Source organism: Acinetobacter sp. AR2-3, assembly GCF_001878775.1.
GTDB lineage: Bacteria > Pseudomonadota > Gammaproteobacteria > Pseudomonadales > Moraxellaceae > Acinetobacter > Acinetobacter lwoffii_D.
In genome coordinates, this window is sequence record NZ_MJIQ01000069.1 from 1 (window position 1) to 26,616 (window position 26,616).

The 26,616-nt window shown below is 42.6% G+C and carries 31 protein-coding genes, 1 rRNA gene and 1 pseudogene; 17 read left to right on the plus strand and 16 right to left on the minus strand.

Annotated features, from left to right (window positions below; all coding sequences use genetic code 11):
- From BFN00_RS12890 to ftsY, 5 genes and pseudogenes are all read right to left on the minus strand, one after another.
- Positions 1 to 112: ribosomal RNA gene (locus BFN00_RS12890) — 16S ribosomal RNA — on the minus strand; the annotation flags it as partial.
- A gap of 471 nt (positions 113 to 583) precedes the next feature.
- A complete protein-coding gene (locus BFN00_RS12895) occupies positions 584 to 1,198 on the minus strand; it encodes a DUF2057 family protein (RefSeq protein ID WP_005100087.1) in 615 nt (204 codons plus the stop codon).
- A gap of 211 nt (positions 1,199 to 1,409) precedes the next feature.
- On the minus strand, positions 1,410 to 2,003 hold the full coding sequence (locus BFN00_RS12900) for a nitroreductase family protein (protein ID WP_004278677.1): 594 nt from the start codon (positions 2,001 to 2,003) through the stop codon (positions 1,410 to 1,412).
- A 196-nt stretch (positions 2,004 to 2,199) separates the two neighbouring features.
- Positions 2,200 to 2,889: pseudogene (locus BFN00_RS12905) on the minus strand (nitroreductase family protein).
- A gap of 177 nt (positions 2,890 to 3,066) precedes the next feature.
- A complete protein-coding gene (ftsY, locus tag BFN00_RS12910; RefSeq protein ID WP_004278679.1) occupies positions 3,067 to 4,170 on the minus strand; it encodes a signal recognition particle-docking protein FtsY in 1,104 nt (367 codons plus the stop codon).
- Between the two features lie 177 nt (positions 4,171 to 4,347).
- Between ftsY and BFN00_RS12915 the strand changes: the two genes are divergently transcribed.
- On the plus strand, positions 4,348 to 5,757 hold the full coding sequence (locus BFN00_RS12915; RefSeq protein WP_082180573.1) for a M16 family metallopeptidase: 1,410 nt from the start codon (positions 4,348 to 4,350) through the stop codon (positions 5,755 to 5,757).
- Complete coding sequence (locus tag BFN00_RS12920) at positions 5,757 to 7,331, plus strand: M16 family metallopeptidase (protein ID WP_071852052.1); 1,575 nt, start codon at positions 5,757 to 5,759, stop codon at positions 7,329 to 7,331. Before BFN00_RS12915 ends, BFN00_RS12920 begins: the two co-directional genes overlap by 1 nt.
- On the opposite strand, the gene BFN00_RS12925 is transcribed toward BFN00_RS12920, so the two are convergent.
- Together BFN00_RS12925 and BFN00_RS12930 are read right to left on the minus strand one after the other, a co-directional pair.
- Complete coding sequence (locus BFN00_RS12925; RefSeq protein ID WP_004645254.1) at positions 7,255 to 7,578, minus strand: hypothetical protein; 324 nt, start codon at positions 7,576 to 7,578, stop codon at positions 7,255 to 7,257. The genes BFN00_RS12920 and BFN00_RS12925 overlap by 77 nt on opposite strands.
- Positions 7,579 to 7,676: 98 nt before the next feature.
- Positions 7,677 to 8,036, minus strand: coding sequence for a hypothetical protein (locus tag BFN00_RS12930; RefSeq protein ID WP_071852082.1), 360 nt, complete (start codon positions 8,034 to 8,036; stop codon positions 7,677 to 7,679).
- A 224-nt stretch (positions 8,037 to 8,260) separates the two neighbouring features.
- Between BFN00_RS12930 and BFN00_RS12935 the strand changes: the two genes are divergently transcribed.
- From BFN00_RS12935 to BFN00_RS12955, 5 genes are all read left to right on the plus strand, one after another.
- The gene (locus BFN00_RS12935; RefSeq protein ID WP_004278686.1) at positions 8,261 to 8,494 is read left to right on the plus strand and encodes an SEL1-like repeat protein; all 234 of its coding nucleotides are present in this window, start codon (positions 8,261 to 8,263) and stop codon (positions 8,492 to 8,494) included.
- A 151-nt stretch (positions 8,495 to 8,645) separates the two neighbouring features.
- Entirely contained in the window at positions 8,646 to 9,026 is a 381-nt protein-coding gene (locus tag BFN00_RS12940) for a DUF2750 domain-containing protein (RefSeq protein ID WP_004645256.1), read from the plus strand.
- 164 nt (positions 9,027 to 9,190) lie between these two features.
- The gene (locus BFN00_RS12945; RefSeq protein ID WP_004646478.1) at positions 9,191 to 9,586 is read left to right on the plus strand and encodes a transposase family protein; all 396 of its coding nucleotides are present in this window, start codon (positions 9,191 to 9,193) and stop codon (positions 9,584 to 9,586) included.
- Complete coding sequence (locus BFN00_RS12950; RefSeq protein WP_004646477.1) at positions 9,534 to 10,004, plus strand: IS5/IS1182 family transposase; 471 nt, start codon at positions 9,534 to 9,536, stop codon at positions 10,002 to 10,004. Before BFN00_RS12945 ends, BFN00_RS12950 begins: the two co-directional genes overlap by 53 nt.
- 45 nt (positions 10,005 to 10,049) lie before the next feature.
- A complete protein-coding gene (locus BFN00_RS12955; RefSeq protein ID WP_004278688.1) occupies positions 10,050 to 10,481 on the plus strand; it encodes a CBS domain-containing protein in 432 nt (143 codons plus the stop codon).
- 130 nt (positions 10,482 to 10,611) lie between these two features.
- Here the strand turns inward: BFN00_RS12955 and trpB are convergent, their stop codons facing one another.
- From trpB to BFN00_RS13000, 9 genes are all read right to left on the minus strand, one after another.
- The gene (gene trpB, locus BFN00_RS12960) at positions 10,612 to 11,820 is read right to left on the minus strand and encodes a tryptophan synthase subunit beta (protein WP_071852054.1); all 1,209 of its coding nucleotides are present in this window, start codon (positions 11,818 to 11,820) and stop codon (positions 10,612 to 10,614) included.
- Positions 11,821 to 11,927: 107 nt separating this feature from the next.
- Positions 11,928 to 13,115: a vWA domain-containing protein gene (locus tag BFN00_RS12965; RefSeq protein ID WP_071852056.1), complete on the minus strand. Its 1,188-nt coding sequence runs from the start codon at positions 13,113 to 13,115 to the stop codon at positions 11,928 to 11,930.
- 13 nt (positions 13,116 to 13,128) lie between these two features.
- On the minus strand, positions 13,129 to 13,980 hold the full coding sequence (locus BFN00_RS12970) for an AAA family ATPase (protein ID WP_005262763.1): 852 nt from the start codon (positions 13,978 to 13,980) through the stop codon (positions 13,129 to 13,131).
- 20 nt (positions 13,981 to 14,000) lie between these two features.
- Positions 14,001 to 14,384: a hypothetical protein gene (locus tag BFN00_RS12975; protein ID WP_005106668.1), complete on the minus strand. Its 384-nt coding sequence runs from the start codon at positions 14,382 to 14,384 to the stop codon at positions 14,001 to 14,003.
- Positions 14,385 to 14,405: 21 nt separating this feature from the next.
- The gene (locus BFN00_RS12980) at positions 14,406 to 14,711 is read right to left on the minus strand and encodes a YcgL domain-containing protein (RefSeq protein ID WP_004278695.1); all 306 of its coding nucleotides are present in this window, start codon (positions 14,709 to 14,711) and stop codon (positions 14,406 to 14,408) included.
- Positions 14,712 to 14,841: 130 nt separating this feature from the next.
- Positions 14,842 to 15,984, minus strand: coding sequence for a ribonuclease D (locus tag BFN00_RS12985; RefSeq protein WP_071852061.1), 1,143 nt, complete (start codon positions 15,982 to 15,984; stop codon positions 14,842 to 14,844).
- 178 nt (positions 15,985 to 16,162) lie between these two features.
- Positions 16,163 to 16,759: a recombination mediator RecR gene (gene recR, locus BFN00_RS12990; RefSeq protein WP_005247207.1), complete on the minus strand. Its 597-nt coding sequence runs from the start codon at positions 16,757 to 16,759 to the stop codon at positions 16,163 to 16,165.
- Between the two features lie 13 nt (positions 16,760 to 16,772).
- On the minus strand, positions 16,773 to 17,102 hold the full coding sequence (locus BFN00_RS12995) for a YbaB/EbfC family nucleoid-associated protein (RefSeq protein WP_004278699.1): 330 nt from the start codon (positions 17,100 to 17,102) through the stop codon (positions 16,773 to 16,775).
- A gap of 28 nt (positions 17,103 to 17,130) precedes the next feature.
- Positions 17,131 to 18,318 (minus strand): O-succinylhomoserine sulfhydrylase, encoded by a 1,188-nt coding sequence (locus BFN00_RS13000; RefSeq protein ID WP_004278701.1) that lies wholly within the window; start codon positions 18,316 to 18,318, stop codon positions 17,131 to 17,133.
- A gap of 142 nt (positions 18,319 to 18,460) precedes the next feature.
- On the opposite strand from BFN00_RS13000, the gene BFN00_RS13005 reads away from it, so the two are divergent.
- The 10 genes from BFN00_RS13005 (at position 18,461) to BFN00_RS13055 (ending at position 26,570) form a co-directional block, all read left to right on the plus strand.
- Entirely contained in the window at positions 18,461 to 19,558 is a 1,098-nt protein-coding gene (locus BFN00_RS13005; protein WP_071852063.1) for an alpha/beta fold hydrolase, read from the plus strand.
- A 61-nt stretch (positions 19,559 to 19,619) separates the two neighbouring features.
- Positions 19,620 to 20,492: an NAD(P)-dependent oxidoreductase gene (locus BFN00_RS13010; RefSeq protein ID WP_071852065.1), complete on the plus strand. Its 873-nt coding sequence runs from the start codon at positions 19,620 to 19,622 to the stop codon at positions 20,490 to 20,492.
- Between the two features lie 86 nt (positions 20,493 to 20,578).
- Positions 20,579 to 20,848: a YARHG domain-containing protein gene (locus BFN00_RS13015; protein WP_004278704.1), complete on the plus strand. Its 270-nt coding sequence runs from the start codon at positions 20,579 to 20,581 to the stop codon at positions 20,846 to 20,848.
- A gap of 31 nt (positions 20,849 to 20,879) precedes the next feature.
- A complete protein-coding gene (locus tag BFN00_RS13020; protein ID WP_004278705.1) occupies positions 20,880 to 21,293 on the plus strand; it encodes an HIT family protein in 414 nt (137 codons plus the stop codon).
- Positions 21,294 to 21,637: 344 nt separating this feature from the next.
- Complete coding sequence (locus BFN00_RS13025) at positions 21,638 to 22,771, plus strand: porin (protein ID WP_071852066.1); 1,134 nt, start codon at positions 21,638 to 21,640, stop codon at positions 22,769 to 22,771.
- A 446-nt stretch (positions 22,772 to 23,217) separates the two neighbouring features.
- Positions 23,218 to 23,409, plus strand: a complete 192-nt coding sequence (gene cydP / locus BFN00_RS13035; protein ID WP_071852068.1) for a cytochrome oxidase putative small subunit CydP — start codon at positions 23,218 to 23,220, stop codon at positions 23,407 to 23,409.
- Positions 23,409 to 24,995 carry a cytochrome ubiquinol oxidase subunit I gene (locus BFN00_RS13040; RefSeq protein WP_071852069.1) on the plus strand — a complete coding sequence of 529 codons (1,587 nt, stop codon included), beginning with the start codon at positions 23,409 to 23,411 and terminating at the stop codon, positions 24,993 to 24,995. The genes cydP and BFN00_RS13040 overlap by 1 nt, the downstream gene beginning before the upstream one ends.
- The gene (gene cydB / locus BFN00_RS13045) at positions 24,992 to 26,137 is read left to right on the plus strand and encodes a cytochrome d ubiquinol oxidase subunit II (RefSeq protein ID WP_071852071.1); all 1,146 of its coding nucleotides are present in this window, start codon (positions 24,992 to 24,994) and stop codon (positions 26,135 to 26,137) included. The genes BFN00_RS13040 and cydB overlap by 4 nt, the downstream gene beginning before the upstream one ends.
- Positions 26,138 to 26,162: 25 nt before the next feature.
- Positions 26,163 to 26,264 (plus strand): cytochrome bd-I oxidase subunit CydX, encoded by a 102-nt coding sequence (gene cydX / locus BFN00_RS13050; protein ID WP_004278713.1) that lies wholly within the window; start codon positions 26,163 to 26,165, stop codon positions 26,262 to 26,264.
- 3 nt (positions 26,265 to 26,267) lie between these two features.
- Entirely contained in the window at positions 26,268 to 26,570 is a 303-nt protein-coding gene (locus BFN00_RS13055) for a cyd operon YbgE family protein (protein ID WP_071852073.1), read from the plus strand.
- Positions 26,571 to 26,616: the final 46 nt, after the last annotated feature.

Genomic DNA, 26,616 nt, shown 5'->3' on the forward strand with positions numbered 1-26,616 from the left:
ACTCACCCGTCCGCCGCTAGGTTAAGTAGCAAGCTACCTTTCCCCGCTCGACTTGCATGTGTTAAGCCTGCCGCCAGCGTTCAATCTGAGCCATGATCAAACTCTTCAGTTTAAAATCAATAGTGCTTTATTCAAAACACCAAATCTGGCTCATCAATTTTCTGACAAATATTTCTCAAATAAACTTCGAGTAATTTCTACCATCAATCAATGAAAATAATTTCGATCAATCAACCAGTAAAAATCCACACAAGTTGTTCTTCATAATCTCTTAATGATCTTCTTAAAACCTCGCCAGTTTCAAGCTCCAACCCAATCACTTAACGTTTCGTTTCATGCATTGCGTTGGTGTGCTGCGTATTCTATACAGTTTCAAAACGAGCGCAAGGGCTTTTCTTAAAAATATTCAAAAAAACCAATCATGCGTTTATTTTTTAATCTAAAAGGCTATTTTTAACACTTTTTTTGCGTTTTTCTAGCTAATTCCGCATGAAAAGTTTAAGCAAATGTTAATTTTCTAGCCTTCATCTCATAAAAAAAGATCACCTCAATGGTGATCTTTTTGATTCTTCATCAAAATATTTTAATTTGTCTGCTCAGCGAGCCAAGTCATAAATTTTTGACGTTCAGCTTTAGAAGCTTTCTGCCATAATTGAATCAGCTGCTGATCATTCTGTTCTACTGACTGAGTATATATAGCTGCCGGTTGATGAACTGGTGTCGCGGCTTGAGTTGTCATATCTACTTTTTTAGTCAATACGCGATTTCCAAACCATGGTTTCGCTGAATCTTTAGCGCCCGTCTGCTGGACTAAGAGCTGATTTTTCGCATCATATAGGCCAATAATGGGCTGATCTTTATATTTTTGCGCTGCATCAAAATCTTTAGGCGCCTGAATAAGTGCTAAACGGTAAGTTTCACCATCTTTAAGGCTTGGTGTTTTTACCGTAACCACACCTGACTTTAAAATGTCATGTGAATTGTCTGAATGCTGGAAAAATTCGTTATAGCGTACGCTGATCGCATTTACACCTGCATCCAAGCTATAAGTCTGATTAGAACGTAATAGACCCGAGTTCACCTCTTGATCATTTACGGCAACAATTTTTATTTCTTCAGGTACTGTGACGGTCACTGCCGAAAAAACTGGTGTGCTAAACAGAAACACTGCTGCAGTTGCCGCAATACGTAAACCCATATCCTATACTCATTTTTGGTTGTTTATTAAAAATTAGCTGCACTATGCCGCGTCTAAATGACAATCTTATGACAAAAGCTGGAACGATACAGCCTGTGTTCTTAGCATTTATTTGGCTAGACATATTACATCACATCTAAATACAACTCGAAGACATAAAAAAGAAGCATCAACGTGCTTCTTTTAAATCTACTTTTTAATCTAAAATTATTTATGCAAAGGTCTTAAAGCGCTCTGCATCATCCATAAAGGTTTTTTCACCTGCAGGAGCTTCAATCGAACCAAATACCAGTTGAGCGCGAAGTTTCCAGTGAGATGGAATCTCGAAAGTTTGTGCGACTTCTTCATCAATAATTGGATTGTAGTGCTGTAATGAAGCACCAATATTTCTTTCTGCCAAAGCGGTCCAGGTTGCAAACTGTGCAATAGCAGAAGAATGCTCAGACCAGACCGGGAAGTTATCGGCATAAAGTGCAAACTGCTCCTGCATCGACTTCACCACGTTCTGGTCTTCATAAAACAGTGCGGTACCATAACCTGCAGCAAAAGCATTGATCTTGCTATTGGTTGATTCAAATGCATCTGCTGAAACCAGATCACGTAAAGTTTCACGTACAATATGCCAGAAAGTATCATGTGATTGACCAAATAAAATCACCACACGCGAGGTTTGCGAGTTAAAAGATGACGGACTGTGCTTCACCGCATCTTTAATGATTTTCTCAATTTCTGCTTGATCCAGCTCTACATTTTTTCCAATTGAATAAATGCTACGGCGTTGTTTGATTTGATCTAAAAATGCCATGAATTCACCTCTATATATTTTGATTATTAAAAAATCGATAAAGTCATACTACGTGCTTTAAGCACCCAAGACAGGTGCATTTCGATAACAATGTGTTTTATTTATAGAACAATCAGATTTAGATCTGGGTAGCGTATTTGTATCTGATTTTATCCGCAGCTTCCATGCTGTCACATATAAAGTTCTCTATAAACTTTTAATTAAATACTTTGAAACGGTGCTGATCCGGCTTTTGTAATTTTTCTTCTACTGCTTGTTCAATTGATCCAAAGCAAAGTTGGGCTCGCAACAACCAGTTCTTTTCAATTTCAAAATGCTCAGCGACCCTTTCATCAATCAGTGGATTGTAGTGCTGTAAGGATGCCCCTAAGCCAGAATCTGCCAGCGTCGTCCACACAGCAAATTGCGCCATACCGGAAGTTTGTTCCGACCATGCTGGAAAATCTTCACTATTTAATGGCATTTTCTTTTGTAATTGTTGAATCACGGCTTGATCTTCATAAAACAAAACCGTGCCATAGGCAGCAGCACATTGATTCAACTTGATTTCCATTCCTTCGTAAATAGATGCCGGCATATGCTGACGCTGTACCTGTTTCACAATTTCCCAGAATTGATGATGAGAATCTGCAAATAACACCACAATGCGCGTAGTTTGAGAATCATAAGCCGAAGGGCAACTGCGCACTGCTTCCTGAATGATTTCGCCAAGCTAAGTCTGACTATAATGTACCCGCTTACCGAGTTGATCGATACTACGGCGCTTTTTCAATTGATCGACAAAAGTCAGTTCTAAATCACCATTCAGTTTATTTTTTCTTGAAAATTTAAAATCCTTGGTTATATCGCTTGTTAATACCTGACCAATCTTATTTAGCAATGCCATTTTCTACCCCACAAAAAACAAGCCAAATCAGCTTAGAAAATCCCCTACAATTATAAGGCCTTTATCAAGATGGGCAGATTTAGTGGTGGTTTTACTGTCGGTTTTTACAACACTCAAACCAGCCAAAAACAACAAACTCCGCACTTGGCGGAGTTTATGTGAAGCATTGCACATTATTTATTTTTCAGTTTCAAATAATGCAGCAACAAAAGATTTGGCAGAGAATGGACGCAGGTCATCAATTTTTTCACCCACACCAATAAAGCGAATCGGCACATGAGTACGACTGGCGATATTAAACAGTACCCCACCTTTGGCAGTACCATCAAGTTTGGTAATAGTTAAGCCCGTCAAGCCTACCGCCTCATCAAACATCTCGACCTGATTAATAGCATTCTGACCAGTACCGGCATCGACCACCAACATCACTTCATGAGGTGCAGTGGCATCGATTTTCTGCATTACACGTTTTACTTTAGTCAATTCCTGCATCAAATGACCTTTGTTATGCAAACGGCCCGCTGTGTCTGCAATCAATACATCCACACCTTTGGCACGCGCACTTTCAAAAGCATCGAAAATCACTGAAGCTGAGTCAGCACCATGACCCTGAGCAACAACCGCAATATTATTACGCTCACCCCAGATCTGGAGCTGTTCAGTTGCAGCCGCACGGAAAGTATCGCCTGCTGCCAACATGACGGTCTTGCCTTCACCTTGCAGGCGCTTTGCCAACTTGCCAATGGTAGTCGTTTTACCGACACCATTCACACCAACTACCAGAATCACATAAGGCGATTTATTCGGATCAATATGCAGCGGTTTTACCCGTGGTGCCAATAAAGCCACCAGTTCTTCCTGAAGCGCTTTATAGAGTGAATGCGAATAGATCAAATCACCACGTGCCGTACGTTCAGTCAGGTTAGCGATAATGGTCTTGGTGGCTTCCACACCGATATCGGCCACCAGAAGCTGCTCTTCGACTTCTTCTAATAATTCATCATCAATTTCTTTACCACCGATCAGGATATTTACCATCCCATCGGCAAGGTTTTTACGGGTTTTGGTTAAACCCACTTTCATACGGCTAAAGAAGCCACCTTTCGCCGCAGAATCTTCATTTTCAGTTTCTGTTTCGACAGGTGCAGAAACTACAGCTGTTTCGCTTGGCGTTTCTACGATAGGCACATTGACCGCAGGTAAGCTCGGTAATGTGACATCATCATCTCCGATATCAGCATCAATCAAAAATTTGTTTTGCCCATTAGATTGCTGTTGCATGCCGAATCCTTGAAAAGCATTGCGTTAAAAACCCAGATTCTACCATAACTTGCCTGCTTTGCAGCTAGCAATGCAAATGCTGGACAAACATACCAAAAAGCTACAGCTCTCGGTTGCTTTCAAGCACGCATTTATTAAAAATAACTCTAAATACAAACGCCTATTTCAGGAGATCTAGTGTTCATCACCTTTTTGACTATCTCCTCTTTCTCGCAAATGATCAAACAGACGCTTTATCCACTCGGTGCAGCAGTCTTGCTTAGCCTGAGTTTTAACTCGGTTCAGGCACAAACCCGAAGCGAATTGTCACGGACTACTTTTGAAACCACGTTAAGTAACGGTTTAAAAGTCATTATTCGGGAAGACCATCGTGCGCCCATGGTAATGACACAAATTTGGTACAAAGTCGGCAGTAGTGATGAATCCGGAAATATTCTGGGGGTATCCCATGCACTTGAACATATGATGTTCAAAGGCACTCATAAAGTCCCAAATGATGAATTTACCCGTCTTAGCCGGATTTATGGCGGCAGTATCAATGCGGCCACCTTTACCAATTACACCAATTATTATCAGCTTTATCCTAAGGCCTATTTTCCTATGGCCCTGGAACTTGAATCTGACCGGATGAGTAATTTATTACTTCGACAGCAGGACTTCGAGCCAGAAATTAAAGTCGTCATGGAAGAACGGCGCCAGCGCACCGATGACAATCCGCGTGCGCAAGCCTTTGAACGGTTTAAATGGATCAGTTATCCGACCAGCCACTACCGTCAGCCGGTGATTGGACACATGAAAACTCTGAATAATATTCAGTTGAATGATGTCAAAAAATGGTATCGGGACTGGTACAGTCCGAATAATGCCATTCTGGTGATTGTTGGAAATGTAGAATCTGAAGCTGCTTTGGCTCAGGTACAAAAATATTTTGCTGACATTCCCGCACGTCCAACCCCAGCACGCAATGATGTACTGGAGTTTGAGCGTTTGGGTTATCGCCATATGGAGATCAATAGCAATGTTCAGGTGCCCAATCTGTACATGACCTGGAATGTAAAATCCCTTGGCACTGCCAAAAACCCCCAAGATGCTTATGCCTTGACCATTATTCGCAGTCTTTTGGACAGTGGCATTTCTTCGCGCCTGCAAGACCGATTGGTACGTGATCGTAAAATTCTGACCTCTGTCAGCGTTTCTTATGATCCCTATAATCGCGGCGACAGCCTGTTTGGTATTTCTGCCTTACCTGCGCCGGGCATCTCTTTGCAAGAAGCACAACAAGCAATTCAGGATGAAGTGGATTTACTTAAAACTACAGCGATGACCCAACAGGAAGTGGATCGTATCAGTACCCGCTTTATTTCCAATTTGATCTATAGCCAGGATGATATTGCCGGACAAGCCAAAATGATTGGAAATCTAGAGGTCAATGGCTTGAGTTATCGCCTGATGGATGAATTACCGAAACACTTTGAAAGTGTCAGCGTTCAGGATATCCAGCGTGTCGCAAACGCCTATTTTGTACGTGAAAATCTCAGCACGCTTTATCTCTCTCCTGAACAAAACACCCAGCAACGGGGATTATAATGCTTCAACTTCGTTCATTTTTGCTTATTTCAATTTTAAGTCTTAGCTCGGCTACCCATGCAGAAAACTATCTGGATCCCCAGCCTAACCAAAATGATAATCCGAGTCAGTTACAGTCTATCCCTTTGCTGCAAAGCTTAAAAAATATTAATCAGCAACGGGATTTTCAGGCGCCTTATATTCATGATCTAAATAATCGCTACAAAGTACGCACGCTGTTTGTTGAAACGCAAGATCTTCCCATGGTAGATATCCAGCTGACCTTTAATGCCGGTTCGGCCCGTGATCAGGAAATTGCCAAAGGCCTATATGGTCTATCCAATATGGCAGCCAAGTTGATGCGTGAAGGAACCGACAAATATAGCGCCAATCAGGTGGCGGAAGTTTTTGACCAAACCGGAGCACAATTCAGCGTACAAGCCTATCGGGATATGTTTGTGGTTCGTCTGCGTACGCTTTCAGACCCGGAAAAACTGGAACCCGCATTGGGCATGCTGATGGAGGTTCTCAAGAATGCATCATTTAAACCATCCAGCATTAATCTGGCTTTAAGCAATACCCAAGTGGGACAAAAACAGCTGCAGGAAAATCCAAGCCGACTCATGGATATCCGTTTTTATCGCGCTTTATATGGTCAGCACCCTTATGCAGAACCAATCAGCGGCACCCAAGGCAGCACCAAGAAAATTAATGCAGAATTATTGAAAAAATTTCGTGATCAGTTTTTGGTGGCGCAAAATATGAATATTGCCATTACTGGCAAACTCAGCCCGAAACAGGCACTCGAACTGTCTGAACGAATTGCCGGCAACTTACCTCAAGGGCAAAAAGCAGAAGCATTGCCACAGCCTGAAATTCAATCTGGTTTTGAAGTGGTACATCTACCCTATAACTCGTCTCAGGCGCATGTCACCTTTGGGCATTTAGGCCCAACCCGCTTTACTGAAGGTAAACTGGCTTTAGAAGTCGCCAATCGCATGTTTGGCGGTAGCGGATTTAATGCAGTATTGATGCAGGAACTACGGGTGAAACGTGGTTTTACTTATGGCGCTTATAGTTCATTGAGCTTTAGTCAGGCACCCGGCGTATTCAGCTTTAAGTATTCCACGCGTCAGGATCAACTGCTAGACAGCATTCAGGTCGCACATCAAGCATTTATCCACTTTGTCAGCCAACCTATTGATACTCAGCGTCTGGAAGAAACCAAAGCAGGCATGTTACGTGCTTTTCCTAATAATTACAGCAGTAATGCCACCATTAATGCCCAGCTAGGCAATATGGGTTTTTATAGTGAGCAAACTGATTATTTATCCAGTTATCCAGAACGCTTGGCTAAAATCACAGCGGCAGATGTACAAAATGCAGTGCGCAAGCATTTTCATCCTGATCACTTAACCCTAGTCGTCGTCAACAAAGAACTGGATCAAAATGCCTTGAAAATGCGTTTGGAGCGAAATTTAATGGATGCCAATTATTACTTACCAACAAACCCTATGCCTAAGGCATCTCCACAGAGACCGGCGGAAGCTGACGTGCCCGAAGTGATTCCTGCTGATAAGCCTGCATCAATTTAAGATATTGCCCACGACGGATATGCTGCTGCTCTAATAAAGCGAGTGCCATATCCTGAGTTTGGGGAAGGTTTTGCTGTTTAGACAGTTGCTGAATCTGGGTGACTTGAGCAATGCTCAACGGACGATATAGGGCAAATGCGGCTAAAAGTAGAATGATCGCAATAATAAAAATAACCACACTGTTATAAATCTGTTCCAGTTTGATTCTGCTGAAAAATTGGCTTAGTTTTTCTGTATCTATAGACATACACTACCTCAGGTTAGAGGTAGTGTATGGTCGCAGTTACATAAGTTCAAGTCAGCGCACTGAATATTCATAAGAGCTGAATCCTGCTATTTCGAGGACTAATTCATGATTCTGGTAATAATTGTTGAATACAGCACCAATGCAACAACAAGCAATACCAGTGCAATTGCAAATTTACTTAAACCCGCTTCTGCTTCAGGCGGATGCAGACGATCCTCATCTGCAATGCGGACCAGCTCACCATTATAAAGCTTATAAAACTGCTCACGCTGGTTTTCATCCAGCGCACGGGTAAATTCGTAGACTTCTTTACGTTGTGCCAGTCCATAATCACCCAGATGGGTATGTTTACTGAATATAGCTTGATCGAGTTTTTTACGATGCAAATCGGCAAGTTCCATAATTTGACCTGCAGTCGGAGGCATATCAAATTTCACACCATCTAAAGTTCTTGTCATCATGGCCTTCTCCTTATTGTTTGCTATCCATTTACAATGTAGCTTAATAATATTTATAGTTGTGTATAGTTTAATCAGTTAAACTATAACTTAAGTAAACAAATAAAATCGAATAGTTGACTTTTCCATTATTTTGTAATATTAGTTTAACAATACTAATTTATATTTGTATTTAGACTAAATAGTCTATCCTGTAATCATAATTAAAATTAAGGAGTTTTTATATGATACAACAACTCTCTCAACACGATCTGGAACATCTGTACGCAGATGCCGTGAATACCATTCAATCGCAAATGAACTTTGCTGATGCAGTAAAACAGCTTGAAGAAGCCGCTCGTGCTGGCCATGGTAAAGCAGCGCTTTTTTTAGCAGAACTTTATTATCAAGGTTTCCGTGTAGAACGAGATTCACTCAAAGCCCAGTACTGGCAGAACATGGCCACCATGCAAGCATAAAGAAACGTCACCTAGGTGGCGTTTTTTTATGCCCTTTTTTCAATAAGTAGCAATCAATACATATTTTCTTACGAATCCTTGCAAAGCTGAAACAGTAATTTCATATAAAGTTTCTAGAATAGACCCTGAACTCCAATAGCACTTTATTCTAATGAAACCACGAAAAATTATTCAATTTGATCCGATCTGCAAAAACTTTCTGTTAAAGATCACGATGCTTAAATCTTTGATGAATTGTGGCGAGCTATGGGGCGCATATCACCAAGGCTGGGCGATGATGCGTGACCAGGAAGACTGCATCTTCCCATTCTGGCTCAATCCGCTGGATGCTAAAAATTATGCCCAGCAGCATTGGCCGGATTACATCCCGCGTAAAATCAATTCTGAAGATTTTGAAAATGCATTATTGCCGACCCTGTCGCGACTGAATGTTACGCCAGCCCTGTTCAACACCAATGGAACCAAACTCAAACTGACTGCTGCACAGATGCGTCATCTGTTTTTTTCGCAACAAAGACTGCACATTGCTTAAATAACATGCTATTTATAAAGACTAAAACCTAAACACTTAGAGATGTTCAGGTTGAATACATACTCTAGGATTAATAATAGGCCTCTTTCATAAATCAAAAAACAAACAGTCTCTTGCTGATTATTTGTACCGAAGAATTTTAAATATTCATGCATAATCTGCGGATGAAATACATCGATTCAAAGAAGCTTTCTGAAACACAGTTTAAGCGATACACAGGCATCTCATGGTCAACCTTTGATTTAATGGTGGAACAACTGAAAATGCATGTTCCTGCTAAAGGTAGACCCACCAAATTAAGCATAGAAGATCAAATCCTTCTGTGCTTAAGTTATTGGCGTGAATATCGAACATTGTTCCATGTTGCAACTAGTTATGGTGTGTCAGAGCCGACTGCTTCAAGAATTGTCCGTCATGTAGAGGACTGCCTGATCAAGTCTAATCTATTTAATTTACCGAAGCATTTACCTAAGGGCGAAGGCATCGACTGGAACGTGGTGATTGTTGATGCCACAGAAATTCCAATACAAAGACCTAAAAAAACAGAAGAAAAGCTATAGTGGCAAAAAGAAGGCACATACTTTCAAAGTACAGGCCATCATTCATTATAGAACTCAACAAATTCTGAGTTTATGCACGAGTCGTGGTGCTGTACATGATTTCGCACTCTTCAAACGAAACTTGCATCAGATTCCGGCAGGTGCCTTTATCCTTGCAGATAAAGGCTATCAAGGGATTTACTCAGTGTATCCAAATAGCCTATTGCCATTAAAAGCAAAAAAGCGCTGTAAATTGAATCCTGAACTAAAAATCTATAATCAAGAAATCAACAAAAGAAGAATTGGGATTGAGCATGTATTTGGCAGTTTAAAAACCTTCAAAATCCTTGCTGAGCGATATCGTAATCGAGGAAAAAGACTGGGTTTAAGATTCAATTTAATTGCTGGAATCTACAATATGGAACTGAGTAAAAAATGACTTATGAAATAAGTCTAATAAATTAACCAATAAGGATGATTAAGCATGACCAATGTGGCACAGGTGCTCAGTGAAAAAATGCATCAAGCTATTTATACCATCCGTCCAGATTCTACTGTTTTAGAAGCCATCACCTTGATGGCGGATAAAGGAATCGGGGCGCTTGTGGTAACCCATGAAGACAACGTGGTGGGGATTTTGTCAGAGCGGGATTACACTCGTAAAATCGCGCTGATGCAAAGAACCTCATTCGACACCACTGTTAATGAGATCATGACCTCTAAAGTGATTACCGTAAATACAGCTACTAGCGTAGAAGACTGTTTATCTCTGATGACTGAACGCCACCTACGCCACTTACCCGTGGTCGAACATGAAAAACTGATCGGTCTGATTTCAATTGGGGATTTGGTCAAGGCCGCCATGGATGACCAACGTAAATTGATTGAACAGTTACAGCAATATATCTCAGGTTAAAACATCATCTAGCTTTCTCTAAGGCATTTGAAGATCACTTAAGTGACACCAAGATAAAGTTTTATATCTGATGCATAAAAAATCCCGGTACGTGTATCGGGATTTTTTTATATGAACATTCTGAATAAAATCAGTTTAGACCTAATTTTTCTGCGACGTAATCTGAGTCTTTATCACCACGACCCGATAAGTTCACCACAATTTTGGTATCTTTTGACAATTTACCCGCTTCACGAATTGCCCAAGCCACCGCATGCGAACTTTCTAGTGCAGGCACAATCCCTTCTACACGGGACAAGGTCATAAATGCATCCAGACATTCCTGATCGGTTGCAGTCGTATACTCAACCCGACCCAAATCTTTAAGCAAGCTATGCTGCGGCCCCACACCCGGATAATCCAGACCAGAAGCAATTGAATGCACTGGCAATGGCTCGCCTTGTTCATCTTCAAGCACATAACAGGCCATCCCATGTAACTGGCTCGGTTTACCTAAAGTCAATGTTGCTGAGTGCTTGTCAGTATCCAGACCATGACCTGCCGGCTCAACGCCTACCAGTTTCACATCTGGTTCATTTAAAAATGCAGTGAATGCGCCCACTGCATTAGAACCGCCACCGACACAGGCAACGACATAATCAGGATTTGCACCAAAACGTTCATTGGCCTGAACTTTAATTTCATCACCAATAATCGACTGAAAATCACGAACCATCATCGGAAATGGATGCGGTCCAACCACCGAACCGATAGCATAGATGTAATTTTTCGGATCTTTCAAATATTCTTCAAAAGCACTGTCGACTGCATCTTTGAGTGTGGCTGTACCGCGAGTCACAGAAATCAGCTTGGCACCCAGAATTTTCATCTTGACGACGTTTGGATGCTCTTTTTCGATATCCACCTGCCCCATATGAATTTCACACGGAATACCCACCAAGGCACATGCAGTTGCCAAAGCAACACCATGCTGGCCGGCACCAGTTTCTGCGATGACTTTGGTCTTGCCCATATATTTGGCCAGTAGTGCTTCACCTAGGCAATGATTAATCTTGTGCGCGCCAGTATGGTTCAGATCTTCACGTTTCAGATAAATCTGCGCCCCGCCAAGCTGTTCAGAAAGACGTTTGGCATGAAATAAAGGACTTGGGCGACCGACATAATGGGCAAACAGATCTTTCAATTCATTCTGAAACTCTTCAGTCTGACGAATTTCCTGATAGGCCACATTAATATCATCCATGGCCTGTTTCAGATCGGGTGGAATAAACTGACCGCCATACTGACCAAAAAAACCCTCTTCATTCGGTAACGCAATACCATTAATTTGATGAGCCATAATCATGCCTGAAATTTTAAATAAGAGATAATGAGTGACTTTATACTAGAATAATTTTTTTTAAATCACTAATAACTCTAACTAAAGTCACTTATAGATAAATGGAATTAACGCGCCAGATATTTAGTCATGTCTTCAATGCCTTTCAGCGTCATTGGAAACATATGATTTTCAAATATTTGCTGGATCAGACCAATAGTATGGGTGTAATGCCAGTATTTTTCTTCTTCAGGATTCAGCCAAGCGGTTTTATCAAAATGCTGACGTAGACGCTGCAACCAGACTTGCCCAGCCTCATCATTCATATATTCAACCGAACCACCGACAGAATTCAGCTCATAGGGTGCCATGCTGGCATCACCGACTACAATCACGCGATAATCGCGCCCATAGGTATTGAACAAATCCCAGGTATTCATACGTGAACTGGAACGACGGACATTGTCTTTCCAGACATAGTCATACAGACAGTTATGGAAATAAAAATATTCCAGGGTTTTGAATTCGGTTTTCGCAGCACTGAACAACTTTTCACACTGGGCAATATGCGCATCCATCGAACCACCGACATCGAACAGCATTAAAACTTTGATGCGGTTACGACGCTCCGGCATCAGTTGTACATCCAGAATACCCTGCTTAGCCGTTTCACGAATCGTACCATCAATATCCAGTTCTTCGGCTGCACCCTGACGGGCAAACTTACGCAAACGGCGCAATGCCATCTGCATCTGGCGGCTACCCAAAATCTGCTCATCGTCCAGATTGCGGTATTGACGCTGCTCCCAGACTTTCACCGCAGAACGCTTACGCCCCGGCCCGCCAATACGCACGCCTTCAGGATGATCGCCATAAGCACCAAAGGGTGAAGTCCCACTGGTACCAATCATCTTGTTACCACCCTGATGTTTTTTATGCTGTTCGCGCAGACGCTCTTCTAGCATTTTCATCAGCTCTTCCAGCGATCCGGCTTTTTTCAGCTCTTCGCGCTGCTCTGGGGTCAAATGCTTTTCCAGCAACTCCAGATCAAACCAGTCTTTGGGCAGCTTATGCACCTGATTTAGCAGTTCATCCAGATCAAAGGTCGCGATACCATCAAAATAGTCTTTCATGGCGCGATCGAACTTATCGAAATAGCGCTCGTCCTTGACCATGACGGTTTTGGCCAGCTGATAGAATTCATCCTGATCGGCAAACACCAGACCTGCAGCAACCGCCTGATTCAGGTCAATCAGCTCACGAGTCGATACCGGCACGCCGTATTTGCGTAAGGTATAAAACAGTCGCACAAACATGCGTGTTTCTCCCTTAACGACGTGACATAAATGCTAGACGTTCGAGCAACTGCACATCTTGCTCATTCTTGATTAATGCACCGTACAAAGGTGGAATTGCTTTAGATTTATCAGTATTGCGCAGAATATCTTCCGGCATGTCGTCAGCCATGAGTAGACTGAGCCAGTCGATCAGTTCAGACGTTGAAGGTGGTTTTTTTAAACCCGGAATCTGGCGCAATTTAAAGAAAACCTGTAAGGCTTCATTCACCAGTGTGGTCGAGATATTGGCAAAATGCACATCAATGATTTCACGCATGGTGGCTTCATCTGGGAATTCGATGTAATGGAAGAAGCAACGACGCAGGAAAGCATCTGGCAATTCTTTTTCATTATTTGAGGTAATGATCACGATTGGGCGCTGAGTTGCGGTAATGGTCTCGCCTGTCTCGTACACATAGAACGACATTTTATCGAGTTCATGCAGCAAGTCATTTGGAAACTCGATGTCTGCCTTGTCAATTTCATCAATCAGCAGAACACAGCGTTCTTCACTGGTAAATGCTTCCCACAATTTGCCCGGCTTGATGTAGTTCTTGATGTCATAGACACGGTCATCACCCAACTGGCTATCGCGCAAGCGCGATACTGCATCATATTCATACAGACCTTGCTGTGCTTTGGTAGTAGACTTGATGTGCCAGGTGATCAGTTCCAAACCCAGACTTTCTGCAACTTGCTCGGCCAGTAAAGTCTTACCTGTACCCGGCTCCCCTTTGACCAGCAACGGTTTTTGCAAACTGCGTGCAGCTTTCACCGCAAGTTTTAAACTGTCAGTCGCGATGTACTGATCGGTACCTGAAAATTGTTGAATATCAGCAGACATGATTGAACCTTATTTTTTACTTACAGCGGTGAACTTTTCTCGTGAACACGAATATTGCTTTTGTTCGACACATAAGTCGACCAGCAATAGCCAATCACAGATCCGATCCCAATGACAAATAAAATAAGTGACGCATTAATCCAAACCAGGGATTGCTCTTTGGTCAACACCCCAAATAACAGACCGAAGATCGCAGGTGCAATAGAAGCATTCGCCCCCTCAGATACCGTCGGTGTCAACAGAATGGCAAAGGCCACAATCCACAAAAAACCGCCCATAGGTTTAGGTAGACGTTTGGTTACGCCATACCAGCACCATAAAGCAATCAGGCTGCCGAGCAAATAAACTGCTACGGCAATGCTCTGTTCAGGAATTGAGTCTAATACAGCCACATAACCATTCATTTCACAACTCCTGAATTAACATTAAGCACCGCGTAAACCTTCTGGTGCGACCGCATTTGGATCAATCAAGCCTTCTGGTGGCATTTGCAGGAAGAAACCGCGGGTTTCAATAGAATCCATGACATGCAAGACATTGGCACGTGCCAGTTTACGTGATTCGCTTAATTCAAGATGCATGACAAAAGTCGCACGTCCAAATGCTGCCTGTACTGCTTCAGTCAATACGCTTAAAGGTTCGAATGTTTCAGCTTCGCTTTCATTCGCAGGACGCGCCACATACAGATACATTTCACTTTTTTTACTGGATTTGTAGATAGACACTTGCATATTTCAAACGACTTTTCTGGAAAAACAACCGCAAGGATACATCAAAAAAAAGACAGAAACATTAGCCACGTCTCATGCATCAGTCGTGATTTTGTATAATTGCTTTTTCTTTAACCAATCCTGTAGCTAATCACTCGCTGACTTTCATCTGGGTAGACAGATAAGATTCGTCCTGATGCAATACCTGAATCAGTGGCCGAGTTAATAACTCATAGCGCCACCCAAGCAGATAATCCGGCAGATCCTGTTCATCCTTGTGAAAAACTACATGCTGATACAGTGCATTCAACCATTTCTTGCGCATCAGCACTTCTTTGGGAATCGAGGTTTCATTGACCACATGTTGAATAATTGAATCAATTTTTTCGCCAATATCTTTGGAAGAATGGCGAATTGGACGTGCCAGACGTAAAGGCCAATTTGCCGGCTCCGGCAGGAATTTCAATAAATCTAAAATGGTTTTGCCATGCTCACGAACCACATTCGAACGAATGTCTTTCACATGACTCAGCTGGAAATTATTGCGCGGGAACTTTTCCACCAGATCAATCATGCTGGCATTTTTTAAAATGAAACTGCGCGGTTGATTTAGTGCCTTGGCAATCTGATCACGCCAAACCATCAATTGCTGCAATTGCATCAGCTGACGGCGTGAATGCCGGTAATTGCCGACATCCTGATATAACAAGGCGGTTGGGGTATCTTCACCAATTTCCTGAGTCAGAAAACGACAATCTTGCAAGGCAAAATCCAGCAGATCTTTCGAATCCAGATCCTGTTTAATTTTCTCTGACAGTTGCACCAGATAATGCACATCATTGGCAGCATACAGCAACTGTTCGGAACTGAGTGGACGCGCCAGCCAGTCAGAACGGGTCTGGTCTTTTTGGATATCGACTTCCAACATCTGCTTCAGCGCATTTTGATAGCTGACTTGCAGACCATGCCCCAAAAATGACATGCCGACCTGGGTATCAAACACATTACTCAGCGATTTCTTCTGGGTATAGTGATAAATCAGATCGATATCTTCACTACAGGCATGAAAAATATTCTGCTGTGCGTTAAAAATTTTATTAAGGAACTCAGTCAGATCCAGCGTGGTTCCATCCAACAAATAGACCTTGTTGTCTACGTTAATCTGAAAAACACCCAGCTTAGGCCATAAGGTATCAACCTTGATAAACTCGGTATCCAGCCCATACACTGAATTCTGATCCATCAGCTTCAGTACATGAGTTAAGTCGTTTTGATGTTGAATAAATTGAAACATAGAACTGAGTCTAAGATTAGATTCTCGATAGATCCATATTAACTGATCTATAGAATTTTTGTATAAAAAATAAGGTCAATTCTGCCCTATTTCCCAAAAAATGGCGCTTACTTATCAGGTTTTATATTCTAATTAATATCTTTTTTATATTAAAACTAACAAGATATTTAAGCTCAGCTTACTTCATGCGCATCCGGTTATGTACTGCCTGACTCAAGGTATGGCTATCGACATATTCCAGCTCACCACCTTGAGGTACGCCTTGGGCAATTCGGGTCATCTGGATCGGCAAATGTTTGCTGGCCTCAACCAGATAATGCGCCGTGGCCTGACCTTCTACCGTAGCATTGGTCGCCAGAATCACTTCTTTCACCTGACCATTGGCCAAACGGTGCAATAAGTACGGAATACCGATTTCTTCTGGTCCAATACCATCCAGTGGCGATAAATGTCCACCCAATACATGATATTTACCTCTGAAGCTGCCACTTTGTTCAATCGCCATGACATCTGCAGGTGATTCTACTACGCAAAGCAATTCATCATCACGATCCAGCGAAGTACAGATATTGCAGACTTCGTCTTCGGTCAAAGAATGACAGACTGAACATTCATGAATGTGATTGGTTGCCTCAGTCAGCGCATGTGCCAGACCAATAGCACCCTCACGATTTTTCATGATCATATGCAATGCCATACGTTGAGCCGATTTTGGCCCAACGCTTGGCAAAATGCGTAATGCTTGAACGAGTTGATCAAAACGATCACTAAACATTGCGCATTCTTCCTTAGAACATACCTGCAAGACCAGGCGGTAAACCCATGCCTGAGTTCGCTGCTTTCATTCTTTCGTCAGATACCACTTCTGCCTGACGTGCTGCATCATTCATTGCAGCTGCAATCAGGTCCTCGATCATGTCTGGATCATCCTGAAGTAATTCAGGATTGATTTCGATACGCTTCACTACGTTACGGCAAGTCATGGTTACTTTCACCAGACCGCCACCCGCCTCGGCATGCACTTCAGTTTGCGCAAGCTCTTCTTTGGCTTTTTTTACGTTGTTTTCAACTTCTTTCTGCATGCGCTGAGCTTGCTGCATCAACATGTTAATGTTCATAAATATCTCCGAACATAAATTTATAAAATTAAATCAGGTCTAAACCGCGACGAATATCCTGGATAATATCACCAATCTCTTCCAAACCAACAGATACGCGAATTAAACCTTCACGAATACCAGCGGCTTCTTTGGCTTCAGGCGACAATTTACCGTGTGTCGTGGTCGCCGGATGGGTAATAGTCGATTTTACATCGCCCAGATTGCCGGTAATCGAAATAAACTGGGTATTGTCAATGACAGTCCACGCTTCCTCACGGCCACCTTTGACTTCAAAAGACACAATACCGCCAAAACCGCTCTGCTGTTTTGCTGCCAGTTCATGACCGACATGCTCAGGCAGGCCCGCATAATATACTTTTTCTACTTTTGGATGCTGATTCAAAAATTCAGCCAGCTGCTGTGCACTTGCTGAATGTTCACGCATACGCAAACGTAGTGTTTCCAAGCCTTTTAGGAAAACCCAGGCATTAAATGGGCTCATTGATGGGCCGGTAGTACGCACGTAGCCGAAGATTTCTTCAAGCAGCTTGTGATTACCTACGACAGCACCACCTAGCGCACGGCCTTGGCCATCCAGATATTTAGTCGCAGAATACACCACCAGGTCTGCACCAAATTTGAGTGGTTGTTGTAACACAGGTGTACAGAAGCTGTTATCAATCGCCAGTAAAGCATCATTGGCATGCGCAATATCGGCGAGTCCCTGTATATCAGCTACTTCTGCTAAAGGATTCGATGGAGATTCAACAAAGAGAATTTTGGTTTCAGGCTTAATGGCATTTTTCCATGCATCAAGATCAGTCAAATCGACGAAATCAACGCTGACGCCAAATTTTGCGACATATTTTTCAAACATGGAAACCGTAGAACCGAAGACTGCACGTGAACAAATCACATGGTCGCCCGCTTTTAAAAAAGCCATCATCACTGCCATAATAGCTGCCATACCCGAACTGGTGGCGACGGCGCGCTCTGCACCTTCAAGTGCAGCCAGACGCTTTTCAAACATGGCAACGGTCGGATTGGTAAAGCGAGAATAGATATTGCCCGGTTCCTGGCCTGAGAATTTGGCTGCGGCTTCTGCAGCATTTTCATAAACAAAGGACGATGTTAGAAAAATCGGTTCGCCATGCTCACCTTCAAAAGTGCGGGTATGGCCGGTACGAATGGCTAAAGTTTCTAATTGGTAAGAAATATCGTCTTGCTGGCTCATCGCTTTACCTCAGCCCTCGGGCTGCCTTTTCTAAAAATTTGCCAACATTTTGAGCGCCTAAGCTATTTCAGGTCAAGGCATAATAAGCGATTATTGCTTAGACTTCGATCAATCCTCCCGCGGATACGGATATTTTATTTACATGATTCAGTTAAAACAAAACTTTCAGCGCCAGCAAAAAAAATTGAAACACCTTAGTACCCGGGTGTTTAATGCCTCCTCACTGATCCTGTCGCAAAAAACCCCTTTTGAATATATTGCCGGCACCGAGTTTTGCAAGATTCGTTATTACGCTTCACCCGAAAAAAAATATAAGGAGCCTCTGGTTTTTATCGCACCCTTGGCGATTAATATGGATATCTATGATCTGTATCCTTATCGCTCTCTGGTCAAGCATTTTCAGCATAGCGGTTTTGATGTCTATCTGGTGGAATGGAAACGCTTTAACTTTAAGCATCGTCACCTGAATTTTTTATCTTTTATCGATGCCGCCATTCCTCAATCCATTGAAACCATCTGCAAGCATTCGGGCAGTCAGTTCATTTCCTTGCACGGCTGGAGTATGGCTGGCGTGTTTGTCACGCTCTATACCGCCTTGCATTCGCCTGAACATGTCAAGAATCTGATCGTGGTGGGCAGTCCTATCGACAGTTATGCGTCAGGACGTGTCGGCAAACTTTTTTCTACGACTAATAAACTGATTTCTAAAAATAAGAATTTGCAACAAGCCATTCATCAAGGACTGATCCCGAAGCAATATATTCATACGCCGGGTATTGTAAATGCCTTGGGCTTCAAGTTACTCGATCCGATCGGCTGGCTCAAAAGCCAGAAGCAGTTTTTGCTGAATCTGGATCATGTCGAAGATGTCTATGAACATGCCACCATGGGAAATTTCCTGAATAAGATGATTGATTATCCAGGTGGGATTAATCAGGACATGGTGCTGCATTTATGGCTGCAAAATCCTTTAAAACAGGGTTCTATCACTTTGGATGGCCGTGTCGTTGATCTTAAAAATATCAGCTGCTCCCTGTTGGTAGGTGCAGGTCAAACCGATCAGATTGTCACAGAACAGTCAGCTAAGCCTTTGATGGAATTGACAAGTAGCCAGGATAAGACGTTTACTCTTATACCGGGTGGTCATCTTGGACTAATGTCGAACCAGAAAACGGCCAATACATTCTGGCCCAAAATGACGACCTGGCTGGTGCAGCGCTCTACACGTCTTGATGCTTAGTGTAGATTCCCCGCACCAGAAAAAATATTAAATAGCTTTAAACATATTCAGAGGGTACAGCATGATTCAGTCAGTGGCATTTATCGGCCTAGGTGCAATGGGTTTTCGTATGGCAGCACATTTACCCAAGCAGTTTGATACGGTCTATGTCTGGAACCGCAGCTTTAACAAGGCAGAGCAACATGCGGCTGAATATGGCACCCAAGCGGTCACACTGGAACAGGCCGTACAGGCAGATGTGATTTTTTCCTGCCTGCCAACTAGCGCTGACGTTGAACGACTTCTGGAAAATCTGTCGCTTAAATCCGGTTCAGTCTGGGTCGACTGCACCAGTGGTGTACCGGATTCTGCCCAAAAATTGGCAGTACAATTGGCTAAACATGGGGTAATCTTTCTGGATGCACCGGTCAGCGGCCAAACCGTTGGTGCTGAGAATGGTACATTAACCGTGATGGTGGGCGGCAATGCAGAGGGCTATGAAAAAGCCCTTCCTGCGATGCAGGCATTTGGCAAGCTGATCAAGCATGTCGGTGAATCTGGCGCGGGTTTTGCAGTGAAAGCCGTAAATAATATGTTAATGGCTGTAAACCTGTGTGCCGTCGCAGAAGGCTTTACTACACTAAAAGCGCATGGGGTAAACTTGCATGAAGCGCTGGATTGTATTAATGCTTCAAGTGGTAAAAGCATGGTGACTGAAACCGTTTTGCCGCAGCGTATTTTAAACCGCAGTTTTCCTGTAACCTTTGCCCTGCCACTCTTGGCCAAAGATACAGGCATTGCAATCGACCTTGCGCGTGAAGCCAAAATTTCTGCGCCTGTGCTCTCGTTGACCCAGAATCTGATTCAAGCGGCCAGCGATCTGTCGGATAAAAACAGTGATTTTTCCAGTGCTGTGAAAATGTATGAATCATGGAGTAATATTACCATCGAGTAATATCTCGCCATTGAATAATGATAACGAAACCTCATATTGTGACTAGTAGGCAGGCACATATAGTGGATAACCCAGAGGAAACTCTCATGAAGAAATTTTCTGTTGCAGCATTGATTGGCTTTGCAACTTTGTTCGGGGCTTCAACATCGGTTCTTGCATCTGAACAAGAGTGCAAAAAATTAAAAAATGATCATGACGTGATTTATGCGTCTAAAGGTTTCTGTTTCAAAGATCCTGAAGCAAAAGCCAAGTTTGGTAATGACAATTGCTATACAACCAAGCCAAAATTCTCGGAAAAAGAGCAACAACGTCTTGACGCGATCAAAGATCGTCAGAAAGAATTGAACTGTAAATAATTCAGTTTAATGACGCTCAAGGAATATACTTATGACTTATGATGATCAGAATATTTTTGCACGAATTCTACGCGGTGAACTTCCTGCGATAAAAGTGTATGAAGATGACCAGGTTCTTGCATTTATGGACATCATGCCTCAGGCAGAAGGTCATACTCTCGTGGTTCCGAAAACTCCGGCGATCACTTTACTGGATCTACCCCCTGAAGCTGCAGCCTATACGATTCAGATCGTACAGAAAGTTGCAAAAGCCATTGAAAAAGGTTTAGGTGTGGACGGTATCGTGCTGATGCAATTATCAGGGGCCGCAGCGGGTCAGACCGTACCACACGTACATTTCCATCTGGTTCCTACCTCTTTGCACAATCTGGGCAAACATGCAGCACAAATGGGCGACCAGGAAAAAATTAAAGCGCTGGCTGAGAAAATTAAAGCTGCCCTTTAAGCTATTCTTAATACCTAAAAATGGAGCCTCGGCTCCATTTTTTATGTCTAATGTATTTCACTCTTGATTAAGCCAATAAAATATCAGTAAAAGTCACCTAGCCTATTTTTAAGTTTTGCAGCAAACACCGAGCTTAGCTGTATTTGCATCAATCCTGCTTACCCCACTCGTAATCCTATAAAAAATAAGACAATGATTGTCTTTAATATTTCTGAAATATTTCCTTAATCATATTGACTTATTTGTAATGAATACTTGGCACCAATAGAGCAGTAGATGTTTCAAAACAATACTGAAACTTGTTTTTAAGACGATGAATAAAAAAGTCTTTATTGGAGCAACACATGAAAAAAACGTTATCTGCATTAGCAATCGGGGCAACAATTTTAACACCAGTGATGGCAGCTGCTGCTGATGTTAAAGTGTATGGTCGTGCACACGTTTCTTTAGATTATCTGGATGATGGCCAGGATTATAACGAAGTAGGTCTTTCTTCAAACTCTTCACGCTTGGGTTTTAAAGCTGAACAAAAATTAGAAAATGGTATGACCGTATTTGGTCAAATCGAACAGGAAATTAACTTTGCAAGTGGTTCTGCAAACGATGATGTTGAATTTGCAACTCGCGATACTTTTGTTGGTTTAAAAGGTGATTTCGGTCAAGCGCGTATCGGCCGTTTTGACAGCCCATTCAAAGTAGCACGTGGCCCGGTCAACTTCTTTGGTGATATGGTCGGTGATGTTCGTAACGTCACACGTGCTGGCAACTTGCGTTTTGATGAACGTAATAACAATACCATTGAATATAAATCACCTAAGTTTGGCGGCGGCTTTAATGTTTTAGCAGCACTTTCTTTACACGAAGGTAATAGCCCTAATAGCGTGTCAACGTCTTCACCAAAAACTACTGTAATTGAAACTGTGAATGGTCCAGTAACAGTAGTCGTACCGGGAACCACAACTACTACCAATAAAGATAATCGCGATGATAAAGCATACGACCTCGCTTTAACTTATAAAGAAGGTAAAGTTGATTTTGCTGCTGCCTATGAACATTATGAAGAAGATGCAGGTCGTGGCGAACGCGATGGTTTCCGTATTGCTGGTGCTTACAAAATCACCCCTGAATTCAATCTGGGCGGTTTATACCAATTCCTTCAACACGATAATTCTGAAGCAAACCCAGATGCACAAGTATTTGGTGTAGCCGGTGAATATAAATTTGCACCAAAAACCTCATTCCGTGGTGAAGTATTCCACCGCGATGTCGATGCCGATGATGCGAATGCAACTTTACTGGCAATCGGACTTGAACACCGTTTAGATCCAACAGTCCGCATTTATGGCAACATAGCAACTGTATTAAATGATGAAAACTCAAACCTTACCCCTTGGGCACAAGGTCGTACCAATGCTGTAGGTGGCGCACGCGGTGAAGACAGCCTAGGTCTTTCTCTAGGCATGCGTTACGACTTCTAAGTCCAGTCTCCCTCACAAAGCTTAAAAAGAACATGCCTCCAGCATGTTCTTTTTTTGGTGTGTTTTTTATCAATATAAATATGGTGAGAATGATTGTGACACTGATATTCAACCCTTATAAAACCAACCAATTTAGTTTGATTAATTTTATTCTTCATTTTAAAACCAAGCACTTTAATCAGATTAAAAAAATAGAAAAAACATTAATCCAACTAAAATAATCCACATTTAAATATATAAATATAAGCATTTTAGTCGGATTTAAAAACCAATAAAATTACATAAAATAATAAAAAATATTTAGAATAAATTTTAACTCATATAAATATATATTTATTATTTTCAAATACTTATAAATATATATTTATTTAAGCTGTATCATCTATTTATTTTTTAGTTACAATAGATTAATAATATATAACAAGTCATATAACAGGCTTAGTCGAATGAGCTTAGTTCCCAAAAATCTAAACCAGAAAGTGGTTAGAGAAATAACTGCTATTTTAATTATCAAGGTTATTTTACTGATGGTAATTAAAAATATCTGGTTTGATGCGCCTACGATTCCTAAAAATTTTGATAACCAAGTCGCCGAGCGTATCGCCGGCAATCCTTCCCAAATCCAGGAGACACGTTGATGATTTCTGAAAGCGTGGTCGATCTCTCGCGGTTCCAATTCGCCATGACCGCGATGTATCACTTTATTTTTGTTCCACTAACTTTAGGCCTGGCTTTTCTGCTTGCCATTATGGAAACCACCTATGTGATTTCCGGCAAAGAAATCTATAAAGACATGACCAAGTTCTGGGGAAAACTGTTTGGTATTAACTTTGCCTTAGGGGTAACCACCGGCCTGACCATGGAGTTCCAGTTCGGAACCAACTGGGCGTATTACTCGCATTATGTCGGTGATATTTTTGGTGCACCGCTGGCGATTGAAGGTTTGATGGCCTTCTTCCTTGAATCAACCTTTATTGGCTTGTTCTTCTTTGGCTGGGATCGCCTGTCCAAAGTGCAACATCTGGCAGTGACCTGGCTGGTGGCTTTAGGTTCGAACATGTCCGCACTCTGGATTCTGGTCGCCAATGGCTGGATGCAAAACCCGGTCGGTTCGGCATTTAACTATGAAACTATGCGTATGGAAATGGTGGACTTTGCTGCATTGATCTTTAACCCGGTCGCTCAGGTTAAATTTGTGCATACAGTATCTGCCGGTTATGTCACAGGTGCCATTTTCGTACTGGCTATTTCAAGTTACTACATGCTGAAAAAACGTGACCTGCCTTTTGCACGCCGTTCTTTTGCCATTGCAGCCATCTTCGGGCTTGCTTCTACCCTTTCGGTGATTTTACTGGGTGATGAATCAGGGTATGAGCTGGGCGATGTACAGAAAACCAAACTGGCAGCGATTGAAGCCGAATGGGATACTCACCCTGCACCTGCGCCATTTACTTTGTTCGGGATTCCGAATAAGGAAACCATGACTACAGATTATGCAGTGAAAATTCCTTATGTGATGGGTCTGATCGCTACACGCTCTACGACTGAACAAGTCACGGGTATTAAAGACCTGCTGGTTCAGCACGAAGCGCGTATCCGTAATGGTATGGTGGCCTATTCGCAACTGGAAAAATTACGTGCTGGTGATCAGTCTCCAGAACTGAAAACCGCTTTTGAAGAGGGCCAAAAAGACTTAGGCTACGGTCTGCTTCTGAAAAAATACACGCCAAATGTCGTTGATGCCTCTGAAGAGCAAATCAAAGCAGCTGCTAAAGACACCATTCCACACGTACCAAGCCTGTTCTGGGCCTTCCGTGCCATGGTGGCTTCTGGCTTCCTGATGTTGCTTCTATTTGCACTGGCAACTTTTGCGGTAGCAAAACGTAATGCTGAAAACAAACCATGGTTATTGAAATTTGCTTTATTTGCACTGCCTTTACCTTGGGTTGCTGCGCAAACTGGCTGGTATGTAGCAGAAGTAGGTCGTCAACCTTGGACCATTGGTGAGGTATTACCGACGCATCTTTCAGCATCAAGCTTAAGTACAGGTGATGTCTGGGGTTCAATCCTTGCATTGGCAGCATTCTATACCGTGTTACTGATTATCGAGATGTATCTGATGATCAAGTTCTCACGTCTTGGCCCAAGCTCACTGCATACCGGTAAATACCATTTTGAAAAGCTTGCAGCTGCAGAGAAGGCAAATGAGGAGACTCACGCATGATCGAATATGAATTATTAAAAATCATTTGGTGGGTGCTGGTCGGCGTATTGCTGATTGGCTTTGCCCTCACCGATGGCTTCGATATGGGCTCCATGGCGATCATGCCATTTGTGGGCAAAAATGATAGCGAGCGCCGTGCAGCGATCAATACCATTGCCCCGCATTGGGACGGTAACCAAGTCTGGTTTATTACTGCCGGCGGTGCTTTGTTCGCTGCCTGGCCAATGGTCTATGCAACCGCCTTCTCTGGCATGTACTGGGCACTGTTGCTGGTACTGTTTGCCCTGTTCCTGCGTCCGGTCGGTTTTGACTATCGCTCAAAACTGGAAAATACCAAATGGCGCAATTCATGGGACTGGGGTCTAGCCATTGGTGGTGCAGTGCCTGCATTGGTCTTCGGTGTGGCATTCGGCAACATGTTCCTCGGTGTACCATTTACTTTAGATGAAACTGTACGTTCTACTTATACTGGTAGCTTCTTTGCCCTGCTGAATCCGTTTGCAATTGTCTGTGGGCTGGTCAGTTTATCGATGCTGTGTGCACATGGTGGTGCATGGTTAATGCTGCGTACAGATGGTGACCTACGCCAACGTTCTGCCAAAGCAACGCAAATCATGGGTCTGGTTTATCTGGCTACCTTTCTGGCAGCCGGTGCATGGTTGTATTTTGGTGGTATTCAAGGCTATACCTTGGTTACACCTTTTGATACCAATGGTGTTGCCAATCCGCTTGCAAAAGAAGTATTGACCAATGCTAATCCAGGCTGGATGAACAACTATTCGACTTATCCAATCACGATGGCAGCGCCTATTGCCGGCATTTTGGGTGGCTTGATCATTGTCTTGGCAGCAGGTAAAAACAAAGCAGGCTTGAGCTTCCTGGGTTCATCTCTGGCAGTTATCGGTGCAATTCTAACTGCCGGTTTTGCCCTATTCCCTTTCCTGATGCCTTCAAGCATTAATCCTGTTGCAAGTCTGACCATGTGGGATGCGGTATCTAGTAGAAATACTCTGACTGTAATGACCGTTGCTGCCTGTATCTTTGTTCCACTGATCCTCATCTATACCACTTGGTGTTATTACAAGATGTGGGGCGTGATTACCAACAAACACATTGAAGATAATTCACATAGCCTGTACTAAGGCTATGTCTTAAGGAGAGACAACTATGTGGTATTTTGCCTGGATTCTGGGTGTACTGATGGCATGTTTTGCCAGTGTGATTGCTGCCATTTACATGGAACAACACCAAGACCTGGATGAGGAATAAAACATGACAGAAGCTGCGCTTGAGAAAACCGTTGTAGACAAGAAACCAAACAAATTTGCGATGATGATTTCCTGCCTCCTGGCTTTTCCTCTCGCAGCCGTGTTATTGGTTCATCCTTCCGCAATGCTGGATGCCAATGGTGAATATAGCCATAGTGCCATGATGTATATCATGATTGGTATTTCTGGAGGCTTTGTCCATGGTGTGGGCTTTGTGCCGCGCCACTGGTTCTGGAAATGGCTATTTAGTCCATTTTTAACTTGGCCTTTAATGATCTGGGGCTATTACACCTGGTTTCTCAGTTAAAGTATTAAATTAAAAAGCCCTCATTTGAGGGCTTTTTAATTTAATA

Coding starts and splice junctions, on each gene's coding strand:
- cydB (WP_071852071.1), top strand. CDS start 24,992: ATGATCGAATATGAATTATTAAAAATCATTTGGTGGGTGCTGGTCGGC.
- BFN00_RS12945 (WP_004646478.1), top strand. CDS start 9,191: ATGAAATACATCGATTCAAAGAAGCTTTCTGAAACACAGTTTAAGCGA.
- cydX (WP_004278713.1), top strand. CDS start 26,163: ATGTGGTATTTTGCCTGGATTCTGGGTGTACTGATGGCATGTTTTGCC.
- BFN00_RS13000 (WP_004278701.1), bottom strand. CDS start 18,318: ATGAGCCAGCAAGACGATATTTCTTACCAATTAGAAACTTTAGCCATT.
- BFN00_RS12900 (WP_004278677.1), bottom strand. CDS start 2,003: ATGGCATTTTTAGATCAAATCAAACAACGCCGTAGCATTTATTCAATT.
- BFN00_RS12955 (WP_004278688.1), top strand. CDS start 10,050: ATGACCAATGTGGCACAGGTGCTCAGTGAAAAAATGCATCAAGCTATT.
- BFN00_RS12970 (WP_005262763.1), bottom strand. CDS start 13,980: ATGTCTGCTGATATTCAACAATTTTCAGGTACCGATCAGTACATCGCG.
- BFN00_RS12940 (WP_004645256.1), top strand. CDS start 8,646: ATGAAACCACGAAAAATTATTCAATTTGATCCGATCTGCAAAAACTTT.
- recR (WP_005247207.1), bottom strand. CDS start 16,759: ATGTTTAGTGATCGTTTTGATCAACTCGTTCAAGCATTACGCATTTTG.
- trpB (WP_071852054.1), bottom strand. CDS start 11,820: ATGGCTCATCAAATTAATGGTATTGCGTTACCGAATGAAGAGGGTTTT.
- BFN00_RS13020 (WP_004278705.1), top strand. CDS start 20,880: ATGACTTATGATGATCAGAATATTTTTGCACGAATTCTACGCGGTGAA.
- BFN00_RS12920 (WP_071852052.1), top strand. CDS start 5,757: ATGCTTCAACTTCGTTCATTTTTGCTTATTTCAATTTTAAGTCTTAGC.
- BFN00_RS12895 (WP_005100087.1), bottom strand. CDS start 1,198: ATGGGTTTACGTATTGCGGCAACTGCAGCAGTGTTTCTGTTTAGCACA.
- BFN00_RS12925 (WP_004645254.1), bottom strand. CDS start 7,578: ATGTCTATAGATACAGAAAAACTAAGCCAATTTTTCAGCAGAATCAAA.
- BFN00_RS12950 (WP_004646477.1), top strand. CDS start 9,534: ATGCCACAGAAATTCCAATACAAAGACCTAAAAAAACAGAAGAAAAGC.
- BFN00_RS13005 (WP_071852063.1), top strand. CDS start 18,461: ATGATTCAGTTAAAACAAAACTTTCAGCGCCAGCAAAAAAAATTGAAA.
- cydP (WP_071852068.1), top strand. CDS start 23,218: ATGAGCTTAGTTCCCAAAAATCTAAACCAGAAAGTGGTTAGAGAAATA.
- BFN00_RS12980 (WP_004278695.1), bottom strand. CDS start 14,711: ATGCAAGTGTCTATCTACAAATCCAGTAAAAAAAGTGAAATGTATCTG.
- BFN00_RS12930 (WP_071852082.1), bottom strand. CDS start 8,036: ATGACAAGAACTTTAGATGGTGTGAAATTTGATATGCCTCCGACTGCA.
- ftsY (WP_004278679.1), bottom strand. CDS start 4,170: ATGCAACAGCAATCTAATGGGCAAAACAAATTTTTGATTGATGCTGAT.
- BFN00_RS13010 (WP_071852065.1), top strand. CDS start 19,620: ATGATTCAGTCAGTGGCATTTATCGGCCTAGGTGCAATGGGTTTTCGT.
- BFN00_RS13025 (WP_071852066.1), top strand. CDS start 21,638: ATGAAAAAAACGTTATCTGCATTAGCAATCGGGGCAACAATTTTAACA.
- BFN00_RS13055 (WP_071852073.1), top strand. CDS start 26,268: ATGACAGAAGCTGCGCTTGAGAAAACCGTTGTAGACAAGAAACCAAAC.
- BFN00_RS12985 (WP_071852061.1), bottom strand. CDS start 15,984: ATGTTTCAATTTATTCAACATCAAAACGACTTAACTCATGTACTGAAG.
- BFN00_RS13040 (WP_071852069.1), top strand. CDS start 23,409: ATGATTTCTGAAAGCGTGGTCGATCTCTCGCGGTTCCAATTCGCCATG.
- BFN00_RS13015 (WP_004278704.1), top strand. CDS start 20,579: ATGAAGAAATTTTCTGTTGCAGCATTGATTGGCTTTGCAACTTTGTTC.
- BFN00_RS12975 (WP_005106668.1), bottom strand. CDS start 14,384: ATGAATGGTTATGTGGCTGTATTAGACTCAATTCCTGAACAGAGCATT.
- BFN00_RS12935 (WP_004278686.1), top strand. CDS start 8,261: ATGATACAACAACTCTCTCAACACGATCTGGAACATCTGTACGCAGAT.
- BFN00_RS12995 (WP_004278699.1), bottom strand. CDS start 17,102: ATGAACATTAACATGTTGATGCAGCAAGCTCAGCGCATGCAGAAAGAA.
- BFN00_RS12965 (WP_071852056.1), bottom strand. CDS start 13,115: ATGTTTGTGCGACTGTTTTATACCTTACGCAAATACGGCGTGCCGGTA.